Origin of the sequence: Pedobacter puniceum (genome assembly GCF_009674685.1) — a bacterium.
Classification (GTDB): Bacteria; Bacteroidota; Bacteroidia; order Sphingobacteriales; family Sphingobacteriaceae; genus Pseudopedobacter; species Pseudopedobacter puniceum.
Genome location: NZ_WKJI01000003.1, coordinates 339424 through 357679 on the forward strand (window position 1 = coordinate 339424; position 18256 = coordinate 357679).

Consider the following 18256-nt stretch of genomic DNA (forward strand, 5'->3'; position numbering starts at 1 on the left):
ACTTAAAGCCATTCTGTAACAGGGATGGCTTTTTAATTTTAATGCCATATTTCATTCATTGCGCTAATAGGTTTTGTTTATCAATGAATTAAAGTAAATTTGCAACAAATTAATATTTTAATAACACACAAAAAATACATCACATTGGATATTTTTGATAAGATAGCTAAGAATATGGGGCCACTTGGTCAACACCAAAAATGGTCTCATGGTTACTTTTCTTTTCCGAAATTGGAGGGAGAGATTGCACCTCATATGAAATTTAGAGGCAAGGAACATTTAGTTTGGAGCTTAAACAATTATTTAGGTTTAGCTAACCATCCTGAAGTAAGAGAAGCTGATGCAAAAGCTGCTGCTGATTATGGTATGGCCTATCCTATGGGGGCTAGAATGATGTCTGGTAACTCTAATAACCACGAGGAATTAGAAAAGCAATTAGCAGAGTTTACTGGTTTTCAAGATGCATTCTTGTTAAACTATGGCTATCAAGGTATGGTATCTATTATCGATACCCTTGTAGATAGAAATGATGTTATTGTTTATGATGCAGAGTCTCACGCTTGTATCATAGATGGTGTTCGTTTGCATATGGGTAAGCGCTTCGTATATCAACATAATGATATGGATAGCTTGCGTAAGCAACTAGAAAGAGCTTCAAAACTTACAGAGCAATCTGGAGGTGGTATTTTAGTAATTACCGAGGGTGTATTTGGGATGTCTGGTGCACAAGGTAAAATAAGTGAAGTAGTAGCTCTTAAATCAGAATTTAATTTCCGTTTGTTAATTGATGATGCTCATGGTTTTGGTACTATGGGTAAAACTGGTGCTGGTACACATGAACATCAAAATTGTATAGAAGGTGTAGATGTTTATTTTGGAACATTTGCCAAGTCTATGGCAGGTATTGGTGCTTTTGTAGCTTCTACAGAAGAAATTACCAATTACTTACGCTACAACATGCGTTCTCAGACCTTTGCTAAATCTTTACCTATGCCAATGGTAATGGGCTTATTAAAGCGTTTAGAGCTATTAAAAAGCAAACCAGAATTAAAAGATAAACTTTGGACTATTGCTACCGCTTTACAAAAAGGTTTAAAAGAAAGAGGTTTTGATATTGGTAATACAGATTCTGTGGTAACGCCTGTATTCTTGAAAGGTGAACTATCAGATGCTACCGCTATTACTATGGATTTAAGAGAAAATTATGGTATTTTCTGCTCTATTGTAGTATATCCGGTTATCCCTAAAGGTTTAATTATGCTACGATTGATACCAACAGCTATGCATACTTTAGAAGACGTTGAACGTACTTTAAGCGCATTCAGCGAGGTTGGAGATAAGCTTAATAAAGGCCTGTACAAAGAAAAAAAGGCTGTTGAAGCTTAAAAAATATCAAAAATGTATAAATGCCTCTACAATAAACGTAGAGGCATTTTTGTTTAATTACTTTTGCGTATCTTGTTGTTTGTGAGGGTTTTATAAAAAAAATGTTTTTAGTGAATTGTTAAAACCTTAGTATTTGTGGAAAAAAAACCATTTTAAGGGGCATAATTAGCTCGTATAATATTTTTTTTTACAAAAAAACATTATACATTAGCTATAAGTAAACAATATTACTAACCATCATAAATAAAAAAAGGAGTATTTTAAAATGAAACAATTCGAAGAAGTAAAAAGATTAGTAGCAGAGCTAGAAGCTGATGCAGACAAATTTTACAACAAAGGTAACAGCGCTGCTGGTACAAGAGTAAGAAAAGGAATGCAAGACTTAAAAAACTTAGCTCAAGCTATTCGTTTAGAAGTTCAAGAAACTAAAAATAAAGCTGCTGGTAAATAATTAACCAAAACTTTATTCATAAAACCCAAAGACATATGTTTTTGGGTTTTTTTGTTTAGCAATTTTTTAAAATTACATCTGTTTATAATTACACCAACTGTTTATGAGAAAAGTTAATTTATACATTGCTATGAGTTTAGATGGGTACATCGCTACAGCAGACGATAATATTGATTTTCTAACTATGGTAGAGTCTGCCGGAGAAGATTATGGACATAAAGCTTTTATGGATACTGTAGATACGGTAGTATGGGGAAGAAAAACATATGATAAGGTTTTAACTTTTGGTGATAACCTCTTGTATCCAGATAAAAAAATATATGTGATGTCTAGACAGCGAAAAGGCGATAAACAAAATATTAGGTACCGAGATGATGTTGTGTCTTTAATACATGAATTAAAGCAGCAAGAAGGGAAAGATATTTACTGTGATGGAGGAGCAGAGATTGTAGATGAATTATTGAAACACCAATTGATTGATAGAATTATTGTTTCTATCATACCGCATTTATTAGGAAGTGGTAAAAGTCTGTTTAAAAATGGTAGGCTAGAACAAAAGTTGAAATTTAAAAAAAGTGAAACCTACCCAACTGGTTTAGTGCAACTTTGGTATGATGTAAAACAAGGAGTATAATTTACATACTTCTTCTTTTCAATTTTAAATTATCATTAAATTTAAGTCCTTTATTTAATTATTGAGGATTTACAACTTAGGATAGTCTTTATTATCTTATTTATTCCTTATTTAGCGAGAATATTTCTATTAATTATATGTCTCATATTGTTGAAGCTTCTGGTGATGATGAGCGTGAGCTAGTTAAAGATTTGGTTAAGGGAGACCAAAATGCTTTCAATTTGCTTTACCAGAAGTATAGTAGTCTTATTTATCAAAAAATATTTTTGATGACTAAATATGAACATATTGCGGATGAATTACTTCAGGATATATTTCTTAAAATTTGGTCAAACAGGGCCAACATCAACCCCGATAAATCTTTTAAAGCTTGGCTTTATACCATTGCCCAAAATGTGGTTTATGATTATTATCGCAAACTTGCAAACGATAAATAAATGCAGGATTACTTTATAGAAAGCTTTGCGAACCTTTATTCAGAGACGGAAGATTACCTCCTTAATAAAGAACGCAATGCTATCTTGAATGCAGCTTTAGAAACGCTTAGTCCTAAAAGAAGAGAAATTTTTAAGCTTTGTAAATTTGAGGACAAGAGCTATAAAGAAGTTGCAGATATCTTACAGATAAGCCCATCTACTGTAAGTAATCAATTGGTGGCGGCAACAAAAAGCATTAAAGAGTATATTTTTTTGCATTCTCAAGAGTTTTTGATGATTTGCATTGGTTTATATCTCGAAAAATAATTCTTTCTATCAGTTTTGTTAAGTTACAAATAGATTTTTAGCCCATTATGGAGTTAAATTCTGTGTTTTATATGGCTGATTATTTCTTTTAGAAGCTATTTCTTTCCTGAAATCAATTTTTTTTAAAAAAATATGCAATAGCAATAGTGTGTTTTTTCTTTTCGAGCGTATTTAAGAATATATCATGTTAAGATAGTATGAAATTTAAAGCACTTTACCGTAAATTCTTATCTAATACCATCACCAAGCTAGAGCTTGAAAAACTGATGGAGCACTTTAAAAATGAAAGTGAAGCATCTCTTAAGCATGAGATAAAAGAGGTTTTTTTATCGGATCAAGAGCAAACTAAACCTAAAGAACAACAACATTTAGAGCGTCTACGTTTACAAATCATCCGTAAAATAGAACAAGAGCAAGCTATTGTTGTAGAAAGTAAGCGTTTTGTTATTCCTACTTATTTAAGAGTTGCTGCGGTTTTAGTTTTGGTAGGCTTAGCCGCTTATCTATTTTATCCTAAAACTCAAAACATAAATCCTATTGAGCCTGGGAAAAATATAGCCTTATTAGAAATAAATGGTAAAAAAATTCCTCTGAATGATAAGCGTGAAAGTGAAATTTACAGACAGGAAGGTATTTCTATCATCCATCATAAAAATGGTTCTATCACATATCATATTAATGAAGGTGCAGATAGTACAGAGATAGTTGCTTTACAAACCATTAAAACCCCAAGAGGCGGTCAATATAAAGTTACGCTGAGCGATGGAACGAAGGTGATGTTAAACTCAGAATCTAGATTATATTTTCCTGCGGGTTTTAGAGGCAATACTAGAAGTATAAAGTTAGATGGTGAAGCTTATTTTGAAGTTGCGCATCAACCTAAAAGACCTTTTATAGTAGATATTAATGGTATGCAGGTGAAAGTTTTGGGTACCAAGTTTAATGTGAGTAATTATCCGGAAGATAAAGGAATAAAAACTACGCTATTAGAGGGGAGCGTTGCTATAAACTACCCGGGTAACATCAAAACCAATCTTTTAAAACCCAATCAGCAAGCTTTATTTAATAAGGGTGGTTTAACTATCTCTGATGTGAATACAGAAGAATCTGCCGCCTGGACAAATAATTTATTCTTATTTAACAATGTACCGTTTGAAGTAGTGATGCAAAAACTTTCCAGATGGTATAACATAGAAGTAGACTATAATAGTTTACCAGAAAGAAATCTATACGTGAAAATTAATAGAAATGTAGAAATGCAGAAAGTTTTAGAAATGATATCACTTACTACCGATGTGAAATTCAAGCTTGAAGGGAGGAAACTTAGCATAGAACAATGAAGAATTAAAATTTAACCAAAACGTATGATATGAAACAAACCCACAAAACCTATTCACTTACTACTAAACTATGTTTGCAGTTCTTACTAGTGCCGCTATTCTTAGTTTTAGTAACTTTAAAATCAAACGCTCAAACTTATAGTTTCGAGTTTAAAAACACTCCATTTAAAACGGTTATAGCTGAAATCACATCAAAAACCAATTATCAATTTGTTTTTGACGCAAGCTATTTACAGCAAGCAAAACCAGTGACTATAACAGTAAACAGTGCTAGTATAAATCAAATATTAGATGCTGTTTTTCAAAATCAGACATTTAGTTACACACTATCAGAAAATACTATTGTAATAGTTCCTAAAAAAGCATCAACTAAAGAAAGTTTTACCGCTAAAGGATTGGTAATAGATGAAAATAAGCAACCTATACCAGGTGTAGTAGTTAAAAATAAGAGCAGCAATAATTTTGTTCTTACTGATGCTAATGGAAATTTTTCTATTAATCTTTCAGAAAATCCATCTGTTTTGGTATTTAGCTATTTAGGATATGCTACGGAAGAGCGTTCTGTAGCAAAAAATCCGGCTTATGTTTCTTTACAAATGCAGGTTAATGCAGAAGAATTAAGCGCTGTTGTAGTAAATGGTTATCAAACCATTAGCAGAGAGCGTTCTACAGCTGCGGCTACTATTTTAACCGAGAAAAAGTTAAATGAAAACATCAACGTAGATTTACTAAGCGCTATAGAGGGTAGGGTAGCAGGTTTAGTTTATAATAAAAACCCAAATGGGTTAGGTGCCGACCAACCAGAACTAAGAGGGAGAGGTACTTATTCTATTGAGCAAGGAAATACAAATCCGCTTATTGTGGTTGATGGTTTACCTACAGAGTTGACACTTGACCAAATTAACCCTTATGATGTTGAATCTGTAACAGTACTAAAAGATGGGGCGGCAGCTTCTATTTATGGTGCTCGTTCTGCTAATGGGGTTATTGTGGTAACTACTAAAAAAGCCCAAGGAGCTACAAAAATTTCTGTAAACTCAGATTTCTTTATCAATACCAAACCAGATTTAGACTTGCTAGGCTTAGCATCTACAGCGCAGGTGATAGACTATGAAACTCGTCTTTACAATCAAGAAAGGTCTAGGTTTGCTACTACAGAAGCGATGTTCCAATCTTATGGTACAGTAGCTAACGGAAGTATTAGGTATTACTCTCCTTTATATCAATTATATAGAGATAGAGATGCTGGTTTATTTAGTCAGGCTGCGGTAGACCAAACCTTAAGCAATTGGGCTAAAAATGACTATATGCAAGAGTATAGAGATCAAGTTTGGCAAAACGAGTTTAGACAACGTTATAATATTTCTTTAAGCACTGGAAATACAAAGAGTAATACTTTCGTATCTTTTAATTACGATAAAGGTAAAGAACGTGTTATAGGTAATAATAACGAGAACTATAACCTATATTTTAAAAACAGTTTTAAACCTAAAAAGTGGTTAGATATTACGGTTGGTTTAAATGGTCAATATCAATTGGCTGATGATACAGATGGTTCTTACAATAACATATTTCTACAGAACCGTTACGAGCGTATTATTGGCGAAAATGGGAATAGAGAACAGGCAGACTATGTGAATTTTGGTGATAGCTTTGCAGGAGCTACCCCTATAAATGGTGCTGTTGCAAGAATTTTAAATGCAACCCCTGCTTTTAAATCTACACGTTTTAATGTTTTAGATGCTTTAGATGAAGGCGTAACCAATAGTAAAAGAATTGGATTAAGAGCTTTTACCAATTTGCAATTTAATATCACCAAAGCTATCAGTTACAGCACTCAATTTCAATACGAGTTAAATGAAACAAGACGAGAGACTTATTTAGATGTTAACTCTTATAAAGTACGTAGCGCTGCAAATGCGTTAACTAATTTTGCTAGCAATACTTATACTTATGGTTTGCCTGTTGGCGGAAGGTTTGAGCAGTTAAATAGAGCATCAAATGCTTATACTTTTAGAAATCAATTAAATTTAGATAAAAGTTTTGATGAAGGTACCCACGCTATTTATGCTATAGCAGGTTTTGAGATGCGACAAACTTTTACACCAAGATCTGTTCAAGATATCCGTTATGGATATGACCCTGTTACGCTTTCTTCAATCATCATCAATGAAAATGAATTAAGTATAACAGGTTTACCAAGTTATATTTATGGGGGTAGAAAAACTTTAAGTGTTGCGCCAAGAACTCAAGAAGAATCTAAAAATAGATATGTTTCTTTCTATACCAATGCTGGCTATACTTTCAAAAATAAGTATAACCTTACAGGTAGTTTTCGTATAGACCAAACCAACCTTTATGGGGTAGAGTTTAACGATAGAAGCAGACCTTTATGGTCGGTTGGGTTAGGCTGGAATGCCAGCAATGAAGATTTCCTAAGCAATATCAGTTGGTTAGAAATGCTTAAAGTAAGAGGTAGTTATGGTATAAATGGTAGAACTGATAGAAGTACTAGCAGATATGCAACTTTTAGATTAAGGAACGATCAGTTATTCCCATCATTACAGTTCTTAGATTTAACCAATTTAGCCAATCCTATGTTAAGATGGGAGAAAACAGCTACTACCAACCTAGGTGTTGATTTTGCTTTATTCAAAAATCGTTTATTTGGTAATATAGATTTGTATAATAGATATAGCTCAGACTTGATTGTGAGTACAGAGTTAGACCCAACTGTTGGTACTACTAGTATTATTTTAAATAATGGTGCGTTAAGAAATAAAGGGATTGAGATTACTTTAGGTGGCGAATGGTTAAGAACTAAAGATTGGAAATTAAGCTCTACTTTGGTATATGCTTATAATAAAAATACGATAGAAGATGTAAATAAAGCCATACCTACTCCTTTTTCTTATATCCAATCACCAAATTCTAACTTTTTTGAGAATGATGCTTTTAGTAGTCTTTACGGTTTCCGTTATGGGGGTATAGTTAATGGTTATCCTTATGTCCTAGATGAAAATGGTAATCCAAGTATACAATTTGATGCTAATGGGCAGCCTATTGCGGGTACTATTAAATCAATAAATGATAACAAAGCATTGGTGAATTTAGGAACATTAATCCCTAAGTTTAATGGTTCTTTCTCTCAAAGAGTTGCTTATAAGCAATTTGAGTTAGGAATGTTATTTATATACTCAGGAGGGAATAAATTACGTAAAAATCCGGTTCCAGATAATATCAATAGTATTAGAGCAGCAAACATAGCTGTTAGCGATGGTACAACACCAAGATTACCAGCAGATTATCCTATTACTACTCATATTTTTAGCAATATCAATACTATTAACTCTCAGTTTAGGGCAGCGGATATAAATGTTTTCTCTGCCGATTACATTAAGCTAAGAAATATTTCACTGTCTTATAGTTTACCTAAAACGATGGTTACAAAAGTAGGTTTAGCTTCTGCCCGTTTAACCGGACAGGTTAATAATTTATGGTATGCTAGTGCAGCTGGTGATGATATAGACCCAGAAACTTACTCGTTAAACTCTGGTAGCTATAGCATTCCGCTTCCAAAATCATTTTTAATAGGTGTAAACGTAACTTTCTAATTATAAAACAATTATGATTGCTTTATCATCATTAGAAAATAAAATTAAACAAATGAAGAATAAAATATTAGCATTTGCATTGGTTGTAATGGCTTTACTTCCATCATGCGAAAAATATACAGATATTACCCCAACAGGTGCTGTCATCTTAAATTCAACTGAAGATTATTATAGATTGGTGTCTTTTCCTAACAGAGCTTATTTTAATGGTAATTTTCAGTATTTGGTAGACGACCAATGGATGAGAGAGGCTGACGTAATTGGGCAAAATAAAAATATCAACATCATCAATTTTACCTTTGATGAGCAAGCTGATAGGGTTTCATTACTTACGGCATCAACATTTTACGAAAGAGCTTATTTTTACATCAATAGATGGAATACTATTATTTCTGGTATCGATTTTACCGATGGTGAACAACGTATTAAAGATTTAGCTAAAGCCGAGGCTAAAATTTTAAGAGCCTTTGATCATTTTTTATTGGTTAATGTTTATGCTAAAGCTTATGACCCAGGAACAGCTGCTACAGATGGCGGTATTTGTATCATGGATAAGTACGATTTGGAAGCAAAACCTAAAAAATCTACTGTAGAAGAAGTTTATCGATTTATTCAAAAGGATATTGATGAAGCACTTCCTTTCTTACAAGAAAACCCAGCTGGTCCATACCATCCAAATATAGCTTTCGGATATGCTTTAAAAGCTAAAGTACACTTATTTAAAAGAGAAATTGCACAAGCCAAAGAGGCTGCTTTAAAATCTTTAAGTTATAAAGATGATATTTTTGATTTAGTAGATTATGCTCAAAAAGGAGGTCCTACCGCTATAGCTATTGTGCCGCCTAATAACCCAGAGATTTTAAGCTATATGTATATGACAGGTAATACAGAAATGAATTTTGCATATACCAATAGCATTAGCCCAGAATTAAGAAATTTATTTGGAAACAATGATGCTAGGTTTAATTTATTCTTTGTTAGTAACAGCTCAGGCCTTGCTGATGTATTAGCAGGGTCAGCATATTACAATATAAGAGCTAATAGGTTTTTCTATGGTACAGTAGGCTTAAAAACAACCGAAGTACATTTGATGTTAGCAGAATGTTACGCTCGTGAAAATAATTTCACTGATGCTGTTGCTATCCTTAATAAATTAAGAGCAAAAAGAATTCTTTCTGGAACTGTTAATTTAGATGTTCCAGCAACAAGAAAAGCTACTATGGAGTTAATCGTGAACGAAAGACGTAAGGAACTACTTTTTGGTTTTAATCGTTTCTTTGATTTAAAGCGTTTAAACAATGAGCCAGAGTATGCTAAAACTTTAACAAGAACGTATCCGGTTATCAGAACAGATGTGCCTAAACAAACTTATACTTTAGCACCAAATTCAAGATTATATATCATTCCATTCCCATTAAATGCGATGAAACTTAATCCTAATTTGAGGCTTAATACAGACGAAAAATTACCATTTTAACCCATAAACAATACATGAGATTAATCATCAGCATCGTTTTCTTCTCTTTTTTAACTCAAATTGGTTTTGCACAAAGTGTAGAAATAAAAAGTGATAGTACAAAAACAAGTACCAGCACAAAAGGAAAAAAGAAGTACGAAGACATTATTCCAGATAAAGCTATTACAACAGAAGGATTATTTACCGTTAAAAATTTTGACGGTAAATATTTCTTCGAAATACCAGATAGCTTGTTTAACAGACTTATCTTAACCATTACCAGATTAACCGCTACCCCACAAGGTTTTGGTTTGTTTGGAGGAGAGAAAGTGAACGAGCAAACTATTTATTTTGAAAAAGCTCCAGATAACAGAATTTTTATCAGATCAGAAGTTTATAAGCAAGAAAGTAAAGACTCTACACAAGCTATTTACAGAGCCGTTTCTGCATCAAGGTTAAACCCTATTGTAGCCGCTTTTGATATTAAAACTGTTAATCCTAAAAATAACAGACATGTTATAGAGGTGACTGATTTTTTCAAAAAAGATAATGCTGTTGTTTCGCTTGCCGCGAGTATCAAAACGGATAAAAAATTATCTGGCTTAGCTGATGATAGATCTTTCATCAATAGTATTCATGCTTATCCTATTAATCTGGAAGTAAGAACAACCAAAACTTATAATGCGAGTTCATCACCGGTAGGGGCTGGTGCTTTAACCGGTAATATCACCTTAGAGCTTAATACTTCTATGGTATTGCTGCCTAAAGTACCTATGATGAAGCGTTTTTTTGATGAGCGTGTTGGCTATTTTGCTAATAAAATTCTCACATTTAATGATGATGACCAAGGCAGTAAAAGTGCCGAGTTTATACAACGTTATAGGTTAGAGCCTCGTGAGCAAGACATACAAAAGTATTTGAGAGGCGAATTGGTAGAACCTAAAAATCCAATTGTATTTTATATAGACCCTGCAACACCTAAGAAATGGAGACCTTATTTAATGGCTGGGGTTGAAGACTGGCAAGAGGCTTTTGAAGCTGCTGGTTTTAAGAAAGCTATTATTGCTAAAGAATGGCCTGAGAACGACCCTACCATGAGTTTAGAAGATGCTCGTTTTTCTGTTATTAGGTATTATGCTTCTGAGACTCCAAATGCTTATGGCCCTCGCATCAGCGACCCTAGAAGTGGAGAAATTATTGAAAGCCATGTTGGTTGGTTTCATAATGTGATGAGCCTTTTACACGATTGGTATATGATACAGGCTGGTCCGTTAGACCCAAGAGCTAGAAGAATGGTTTTTGATGATAAATTAATGGGCGAGTTAATTCGTTTTGTATCATCCCATGAAATTGGTCATACCATAGGCTTAAGACATAATATGGGCGCTAGCAGCCAAACTCCAGTAGAGTTATTAAGAGATAAGAAATGGGTAGAAGCCAATGGACATACCAATTCTATTATGGATTATGCTCGTTTTAATTATGTAGCGCAGCCAGAAGACCAAATAGGTCCTAAAGGTATCTTCCCAAGAATAGGTGCTTATGATAAATGGGCTATAGAATGGGGTTACCGCAGGTTTTATAAGCCATTAGAGGAGGAAACTAAAATTTTGAATAAGCTTACGATAGAGAGGTTAAAGAAAAATCCCAAATTATGGTTTGGTGGAGAAGGTAAAGATGCCGACCCACGTTCGCAACGTGAGGATTTAGGAGATAATGCCATTAAAGCAAGCAATTACGGTATTAAAAACTTAAAAAGAGTGGTTGAAAACCTACCACAGTGGACTTATGAGGATGGTAATTTATATACCAACTTAGAACGTATGCATAAGCAGGTGGTTACTCAATATTCTAGATACTTGTATCATGTGATGAAGAATTTTGGTAATTATTACATCAATTTAAAAACTTACGAGCAAGAAGGACCAGTTTTTACACCCATCCCTAAAAGTATGGTGAAAGAAGGTTTATCTTATTTAGATACCCAATTATTTAACTCACCTTTATGGTTGTTTCCAGAAACTATAAGCTCAAAAATAGAAGCCGATCCATTAAAAAGAATACCAGAAATACAAGGACAAATCATCAATATGCTTTTAAGCGGAGGCATGATTATTAACATCAGTAAGCCAACAGCTCCTGAAGCTAAATATCCGGCAGATGAATATTTGAATGATTTAATCCCAATTATTTGGAAGAAAGAGAGCGTTGAAGAGGCGGCTGTATATAGAAGAGCTTTCCAACGGTTATACATAGACAGGTTAAAAGTTTTGGTAAATCCAGAAGTAAAGGATATGAAAGAATCTGGTTTTACTTTTAAAAGTGATGTACCACTTTATGCTAAAGAACACGCTATGAAGTTGAGAAATCATATTCAAACACTTAGCTCAAGTAATAAATTAGATCAGTTACACTATCAGGCTTGTATTAAAGAAATCGATAAAATTTTAAATCCTAAAGAAGATAAATAAGTATCAACATGAAAAAAATCTTATTCGTAGCCTTTTTATTTGCTACACAAATAGTATCGGCACAAGATAAAAGTGTAAAATCCGGAGCTTTAAATGCTTACCTACAACTAAAAGACCAGTTGGTAGTTTCAGACTCCTTAGCTGCCAAGGTATCAAGTGCGCAACTTAGTAAATTGCTTAAAGACATGCCTGTTAAAGCTAATCATCCTGATACTTTAGCCAAGCTAAACTCGGCGAAAGCCAAAATAGTTAAGTATGCTGCATCCTTATCTAAAACAGGAAATATTAACTTACAAAGACAGTATTTTGAAGGTATTTCGGCAGAAATATGGCCATTGGTAAATAAAACCAAAGGTTCAATACTTTACCTGCAAAGATGCCCAATGACGGGTGTTAAGTGGCTTAGTCTTTCTAAAGAAATCAAAAACCCATATTATCCTAAAAATATGTTAGGCTGTGGGACAGTTATTGCTACCTCAAATTGATAAAACAATAAAGTGTTAGTGAAGCCCAATGAATAGTTAGTATATTGGGTAAGGAAACGCAGCTTTAAAAGTTGCGTTTCCTGTTTAAGATAATTCTTGTAGTGTGGTGACTAGATGAATCTCTGTATCTAAAAGCTTAGAGATAGGGCATATTTCTTTTGCTTTTTGTGCTAATTGTTCAAATTCTTCATTAGATATGCCAGGTATAGCACCACTAAGCTCTAAGGTAATTAAGTTGATGCTGCCGTCTTCAAATTGTACATGAGCTACAGTGTCTAGATTTTCTGGTGTAAAACCTGCTTCAGAGATTAAAAAACTTAGTTGCATAGTGAAACAGCCCGCATGAGCCGCTGCAATTAATTCTTCAGGATTGGTGCCAATGCCATCTTCAAAACGAGTTTTGTAGGATAGCTGAGCGTTATTTAAGACAGTACTTTCTGTACTAATGTTTCCACTTCCTTCTTTTCCTGTACCTCTCCAGTTAGCAGATGCTTTTCTTGTAAATTTCATAACTGTATTTTTGATTTTAATAGACTGTTTGTGGTTTAGCCATCAAATATTTAGCCAAGAGAGGTTTGTTTTGTTAAGGTGAATGATTTGAGTATTAAAAAAGCAAAAGCTGTATTTGTTAAGTAATGTTTTTGTTTGATGTAAAAGCCTGAAAGGCTGATATTATTATAAAACAGGACTATACTTGTTTAGGAAACCCCGAAGGGGTGATATGATTATTCCAAATTATCAAAGACAGGTTGTGTTTATTTCACCCCTTCAGGGTTAATTTTAATTTTCAAAGGTGATAATAGTATTTTCATCCCTTCGGGATTGTGCTTAAACTTAATTAAAATCCTAAACAAAAGGTTTTGTAATAGGTACTTTTTTGCTCTTCTAACTTTTACAAAAGCTGTTAATCGAGTTTATCTTGTAAAGATTTTTTTATAAGAAATAGACTTAAAAACTTGTAACTCCTTAATTATTTCCATATCGGAAGAAAATCTGCTAGAAGAAAAAATAGAAAAACAAAGCATACCTCTCAAATCCCAAAATTTAAACTATTTTTAAACATTAAAGTCAAAAAGCTTTAAATCACTTATTAAACCTAAATACATAACAAAATCATGATGAAGTACAGTCTACTAATATTATTGTTTTTTTCTTTTAGTTTAACATACGGTCAAACCAAAAACACAAGTGCAACCATAACATCAAAAAATGGTAAAACAGAAGTAAGCATTACTGAAAACGGAGAATTACTGATTAACGTTTCTCCGCAAGATTTACAAAAATTTCAAAAAAATAAACTGGTAAATTATAGCGATTTCGGTGCTGTAGGAGATGGTAAAGCCGATGATATAGATGCCATAGCCGCAACTCATGCTTTTGCTAATCAATATCAAATTCCTGTAAAAGCTAATAGTAAGGCAAAATACTATATCAGTGGAAAAGGGCGTACTGCACTTATTCAGACCAATACAGATTTTGGTGATGCGTCTTTTATCATAGATGATACCCAAGTAGAAAATCGAAATCTTCCTGTTTTTATGGTAAGCTCAATGCTTAAGCCATTTAAATTAAAAGGGATAACTTCGCTTAAAAAAAATCAAGAGAAAATTGATTTAAAATTCAATAGTACACATTTAATTACGGTAACCAATGCTACAGTAAAGCAATACATTCGTTTTGGGGCCAATCAAAATAATGGAAAAGCACAAACAGATATTTTTATTGTAGATAAGAATGGAAATGTAGATTTAAACGCTCCTATTATTTGGGATTTCAATACCATTACAGATATCACGGCTCTTCCAATGGATAGTACTACTTTAACCCTAAAAGGCGGGCGATTTACTACTATTGCTAATAAAGAAAATTCTAAATATAACTATTACAGCAGAGGGATTTCTATTAGACGTTCTAACGTTGTGGTAGAAGGTTTAGAACACCGTATTACAGGCGAAGGTGAAACCGGAGCACCCTACGGTGGATTTATTAATATTGGTGATTGTGCAAATGTGACCGTAAAAAATACGCTTCTTACAGGCCATAAAGTTTATACAACTATAGGTGCTGCTGGAGTTCCGGTTTCTATGGGTACTTATGATCTTTCTGTTAACAAAGCTTTAAATATTTCTTTTATCAATTGCAGTCAAACTAATGATATTAACGATAGTGCTTATTGGGGTTTACTAGGTTCTAACTATTGTAAAAACCTGTTGTATGATGGTTGTTCTTTTTCAAGATTTGATGCGCATATGGGCGTGGCAAATGCAACCATCAGGAATTCTAAATTAGGTCATCAAGGTATTAATGCTATCGGGAGCGGCAAATTTTTAGTAGAAAACTCTACCATATCTTCAAGACATTTAATTAATTTAAGACCTGATTATGGTAGTACTTGGGAAGGCGAGTTTATTATTCGTAATTGTACTTTTAAACCATCTAATATTAAACTCGCTAGTTTAATAGGAGGGGCTTATTCTGGTCAGCATGATTTTGGTTACACTTGCTATATGCCAGAAAAAATCACGATAGAAAATCTTCGTATTGACGATTCAAAATATCCAACAGATTATGAAGGGCCTGCAATTTTCGCGAATTTCAATCCTAAGATGGTAGATGGGGCTTACCAAGAAAAATTTCCTTATGTGAAAACCAAAGAAGTAAACATCAAAAACCTTAATATTTTGAGCGGCAAACCTTTAAGAGTAAGTGATAATACTTATATGTTTAGGGATGTGAAAGTGAATAAGGAGTAAGTTTTTTGGTGATAGAAGTGTTATTGTAATTTAAACAAAAAATCCTACAAAATTTTCATTTGCAGGATTTTAACTTTGTAGCCCGTAGGGGAATCGAACCCCTGTTTCCAGAATGAAAATCTGGCGTCCTAACCCCTAGACGAACGGGCCAAATATCTTTGGGTGTGCAAATATAGAAAACAGCCTAAAACTCACAAAAAAAATTAAATATTTTTTAATCGTACACATTAGGTAAATTCGCTAAAATTTCTGAGAGCATATATGAGGGTAGCCATTAATGGTTTTGGGCGCATCGGGCGTACCGTTTTAAAACTATTATTACAAAAGCAAGATATAGAAGTTGTTGCCATAAACGATTTAACAGATACAGCAACATTAGCACATCTGTTCAAGTACGATTCTGTTCATGGTAATTACAAAGGAACTATAACACATCATCAGCAAGAGCTTGTTGTTAATGGGCAAAGCATCCAAACCTATGCCGAGAAAAATCCAGAAGATTTGCCTTGGAGAGCATTAAATATAGATTTAGTGATAGAATCTACCGGTAAATTTTTAACCAAAGCATCCGCTAATAAGCATCTGGAAGCCGGCGCAAAAAAGGTTTTATTATCAGCCCCAGCACTGGATAAAGATATCCCAACCGTAGTATTGGGCGTTAATGATGGGCAAATAGATTGGTCTTCAAAAATGATTTCCAATGCATCTTGTACCACTAACAATGTGGCAGCTATGGTAAAAGTTTTAGATGATAACTGGAAAATTAAAGAAGGTTATATCACCACGGTACACTCTATGACAGGCGATCAAAACCTGCATGACGCACCACACCGAGATTTAAGAAGGGCAAGAGCAGCTTCATCTTCTATCATCCCTACCACAACAGGAGCGGCAAAAGCTATCACTAGTATTTTTCCTCAATTAGAGGGTAAATTGGGTGGAGCAGGCATCCGTGTACCTGTCTTAAATGGTTCTTTAACAGATTTTACCTGTATTTTAGAGCATCAACCATCATCGGTAGCACAAATAAACGAGGCTTTTAAAGCTGCAGCAGAGGGCTCTCTTAAAGATATCTTGTATTACACAGAAGATCCTATTGTTTCTGTAGATATTATTGATAACCCACACTCTTGTGTATTTGATGCGCAACTAACCTCTATTGTAGGTGGTATGGTTAAAGTAGTGGGTTGGTATGATAACGAGTTTGGTTACGCCAGCCGGTTGGTAGATGTTGTCCAAAAAATGGCCATAAAATAAAGCTGATGATTAAGTTTATTTCCGCAAAAGATGTTTTGCCTTTACGCAATCAGGTTTTAAGAGAAGGCAAACTTCAAGACCATGAATGTGCTTTGCCTTTAGATGAAGAACCAGAAAGTTTCCATTTAGGCTATTTCGTGGCAGACGAATTGGTTTCCATTGCCACATTTCATATTGTTCCAAAAGAAGGTTTTATGGGTTTGGGCTATCAATTAAGAGGTATGGCTACCCACGCTACTTTTAGAGGTAAAGGATATGGTAATATGCTGATTAATTTTGCAATCGTATATTTGCGAGGCAAAAAGGCTAACTATTTGTGGTGTAACGCCAGAAAAGTAGCTTATAAATTTTATGAAGGCTTAGGTTTCGAGTTTATTTCAGATGAGTTTGAGATTGCAGGTATAGGTCCTCATAAATGCATGTATTTAAAAATTCAATAACAATCCAACACAATAAATATGAATACTGTAGACAAATTAAATTTCGCAAACAAGAAAGCTTTAGTAAGGGTAGATTTTAACGTCCCTCTGGATGCTGATTTCAATATAACCGATGATAAACGTATCACCGCAGCTTTGCCAACTATCCAAAAAATTTTAAAAGATGGTGGTGCAGTTATCTTAATGTCGCACTTAGGTCGTCCAAAAGATGGTCCTACAAATAAATATTCTTTACAACATGTGGTTAAGCATTTGTCTACTTTATTAGGTAAAGAAGTAGCTTTCGCTGATGATTGTATAGGTGCAGAAGCAAAGGCTAAAGCTGATGCTTTACAAGCAGGAGAGGTGTTATTGATAGAAAATTTACGTTTCTATAAAGAAGAAGAAAAAGGTGATGAAGCATTTGCAGAAAAATTGGCTCAGCTAGGTGATGTTTATGTAAATGATGCCTTTGGTGCAGCACACAGGGCACATGCTTCTACCGCTGTTATCGCTAAATTTTTCCCAACAGCAAAATATTTTGGTTATTTAATGGCTTCTGAGTTAGAAAATGCAGAAAAAGTATTAAATAAAGCCGAAAGACCATTTACAGCTATTATGGGTGGTTCTAAAGTTTCTGATAAAATCCAACTGATTGAAAGATTATTAGATAAAGTAGATAATTTGGTAATTGGTGGCGGTATGACATATACTTTCGTTAAAGCTTTAGGTGGTAACATCGGTAAATCTATAGTTGAGCTTGATAAACAAGATTTAGCATTAGAGATTTTAAAGAAAGCAGAAGCAAAAGGTGTAAAAATATATATCCCTACAGATTCTTTAATTGCAGATGATTTTGCAGAAACAGCCAATACACAGTATGTAGAAACAAAAAATATTCCTTCAGACTGGGAAGGTTTAGATATTGGTTTAGAAACCCGTAAAAAGTATGCAGACATCGTGATGAACTCTAAAACCATCCTTTGGAATGGTCCAATGGGCGTATTTGAAATGAAGAAATTTGAAGAAGGTACCAGAGCTGTAGCAGATGCTATTGTAGCAGCAACTAAAAATGGTGCATTCTCTTTAATAGGTGGTGGTGACTCTGCTGCAGCTATCGCGAAATTTGGTTTAGAAAACGAAGTAAGCTACGTTTCTACCGGTGGTGGTGCTTTACTAGAATATATGGAAGGTAAAGAATTACCTGGCGTAAAAGCTATCCAAGGTTAAGTAAAAATAATTGCAAG

General features: G+C 33.9%; 13 protein-coding genes, 1 tRNA gene and 1 pseudogene. 13 read left to right on the forward strand and 2 right to left on the reverse strand.

The features are described 5' to 3' along the window. The first annotated feature begins 144 nt into the window (after nt 1-144). The 9 genes and pseudogenes from GJJ64_RS12860 to GJJ64_RS12905 all read left to right on the forward strand — a co-directional run bounded on the left by GJJ64_RS12860 (nt 145) and on the right by GJJ64_RS12905 (nt 12580). Complete coding sequence (locus GJJ64_RS12860; protein ID WP_154288182.1) at nt 145-1386, forward strand: aminotransferase class I/II-fold pyridoxal phosphate-dependent enzyme; 1242 nt, start codon at nt 145-147, stop codon at nt 1384-1386. A gap of 265 nt (nt 1387-1651) precedes the next feature. Then, a complete protein-coding gene (locus GJJ64_RS12865; protein WP_154288183.1) occupies nt 1652-1837 on the forward strand; it encodes a histone H1 in 186 nt (61 codons plus the stop codon). Between the two features lie 103 nt (nt 1838-1940). Further along, the gene (locus GJJ64_RS12870; protein ID WP_154288184.1) at nt 1941-2471 is read left to right on the forward strand and encodes a dihydrofolate reductase family protein; all 531 of its coding nucleotides are present in this window, start codon (nt 1941-1943) and stop codon (nt 2469-2471) included. A 137-nt stretch (nt 2472-2608) separates the two neighbouring features. Continuing rightward, nucleotides 2609-3214 (forward strand): annotated as a pseudogene (locus GJJ64_RS16945) (RNA polymerase sigma factor). A 197-nt stretch (nt 3215-3411) separates the two neighbouring features. After that, complete coding sequence (locus tag GJJ64_RS12885) at nt 3412-4554, forward strand: FecR family protein (RefSeq protein ID WP_154288187.1); 1143 nt, start codon at nt 3412-3414, stop codon at nt 4552-4554. 29 nt (nt 4555-4583) lie between these two features. After that, a complete protein-coding gene (locus tag GJJ64_RS12890) occupies nt 4584-8168 on the forward strand; it encodes a SusC/RagA family TonB-linked outer membrane protein (protein ID WP_154288188.1) in 3585 nt (1194 codons plus the stop codon). Between the two features lie 52 nt (nt 8169-8220). Further along, nucleotides 8221-9645, forward strand: a complete 1425-nt coding sequence (locus GJJ64_RS12895; RefSeq protein ID WP_154288189.1) for a RagB/SusD family nutrient uptake outer membrane protein — start codon at nt 8221-8223, stop codon at nt 9643-9645. Nucleotides 9646-9659: 14 nt separating this feature from the next. Next, entirely contained in the window at nt 9660-12095 is a 2436-nt protein-coding gene (locus GJJ64_RS12900; protein WP_154288190.1) for a zinc-dependent metalloprotease, read from the forward strand. 8 nt (nt 12096-12103) lie between these two features. Further along, the gene (locus GJJ64_RS12905) at nt 12104-12580 is read left to right on the forward strand and encodes a DUF3347 domain-containing protein (protein ID WP_154288191.1); all 477 of its coding nucleotides are present in this window, start codon (nt 12104-12106) and stop codon (nt 12578-12580) included. Between the two features lie 84 nt (nt 12581-12664). On the opposite strand, the gene GJJ64_RS12910 is transcribed toward GJJ64_RS12905, so the two are convergent. Further along, nucleotides 12665-13090, reverse strand: a complete 426-nt coding sequence (locus GJJ64_RS12910; RefSeq protein ID WP_154288192.1) for an OsmC family protein — start codon at nt 13088-13090, stop codon at nt 12665-12667. A gap of 605 nt (nt 13091-13695) precedes the next feature. Here GJJ64_RS12910 and GJJ64_RS12915 point away from each other — a divergent pair. Next, nucleotides 13696-15333 (forward strand): hypothetical protein, encoded by a 1638-nt coding sequence (locus GJJ64_RS12915; RefSeq protein ID WP_229655534.1) that lies wholly within the window; start codon nt 13696-13698, stop codon nt 15331-15333. Between the two features lie 78 nt (nt 15334-15411). Here the strand turns inward: GJJ64_RS12915 and GJJ64_RS12920 are convergent. Next, nucleotides 15412-15483, reverse strand: a tRNA-Glu gene (locus tag GJJ64_RS12920). 111 nt (nt 15484-15594) lie between these two features. On the opposite strand from GJJ64_RS12920, the gene gap reads away from it, so the two are divergent. From gap to GJJ64_RS12935, 3 genes are read left to right on the forward strand one after another with little or no spacing between them, the layout of a single operon-like run. After that, nucleotides 15595-16590 (forward strand): type I glyceraldehyde-3-phosphate dehydrogenase, encoded by a 996-nt coding sequence (gap, locus tag GJJ64_RS12925; protein ID WP_154288193.1) that lies wholly within the window; start codon nt 15595-15597, stop codon nt 16588-16590. Between the two features lie 5 nt (nt 16591-16595). Continuing rightward, complete coding sequence (locus GJJ64_RS12930; protein ID WP_154288194.1) at nt 16596-17030, forward strand: GNAT family N-acetyltransferase; 435 nt, start codon at nt 16596-16598, stop codon at nt 17028-17030. An 18-nt stretch (nt 17031-17048) separates the two neighbouring features. Next, complete coding sequence (locus GJJ64_RS12935; RefSeq protein ID WP_154288195.1) at nt 17049-18239, forward strand: phosphoglycerate kinase; 1191 nt, start codon at nt 17049-17051, stop codon at nt 18237-18239. Nucleotides 18240-18256 lie beyond the last annotated feature (17 nt).

Coding starts and splice junctions, on each gene's coding strand:
- gap (WP_154288193.1), top strand. CDS start 15,595: ATGAGGGTAGCCATTAATGGTTTTGGGCGCATCGGGCGTACCGTTTTA.
- GJJ64_RS12915 (WP_229655534.1), top strand. CDS start 13,696: ATGATGAAGTACAGTCTACTAATATTATTGTTTTTTTCTTTTAGTTTA.
- GJJ64_RS12885 (WP_154288187.1), top strand. CDS start 3,412: ATGAAATTTAAAGCACTTTACCGTAAATTCTTATCTAATACCATCACC.
- GJJ64_RS12930 (WP_154288194.1), top strand. CDS start 16,596: ATGATTAAGTTTATTTCCGCAAAAGATGTTTTGCCTTTACGCAATCAG.
- GJJ64_RS12910 (WP_154288192.1), bottom strand. CDS start 13,090: ATGAAATTTACAAGAAAAGCATCTGCTAACTGGAGAGGTACAGGAAAA.
- GJJ64_RS12900 (WP_154288190.1), top strand. CDS start 9,660: ATGAGATTAATCATCAGCATCGTTTTCTTCTCTTTTTTAACTCAAATT.
- GJJ64_RS12890 (WP_154288188.1), top strand. CDS start 4,584: ATGAAACAAACCCACAAAACCTATTCACTTACTACTAAACTATGTTTG.
- GJJ64_RS12870 (WP_154288184.1), top strand. CDS start 1,941: ATGAGAAAAGTTAATTTATACATTGCTATGAGTTTAGATGGGTACATC.
- GJJ64_RS12905 (WP_154288191.1), top strand. CDS start 12,104: ATGAAAAAAATCTTATTCGTAGCCTTTTTATTTGCTACACAAATAGTA.
- GJJ64_RS12895 (WP_154288189.1), top strand. CDS start 8,221: ATGAAGAATAAAATATTAGCATTTGCATTGGTTGTAATGGCTTTACTT.
- GJJ64_RS12865 (WP_154288183.1), top strand. CDS start 1,652: ATGAAACAATTCGAAGAAGTAAAAAGATTAGTAGCAGAGCTAGAAGCT.
- GJJ64_RS12935 (WP_154288195.1), top strand. CDS start 17,049: ATGAATACTGTAGACAAATTAAATTTCGCAAACAAGAAAGCTTTAGTA.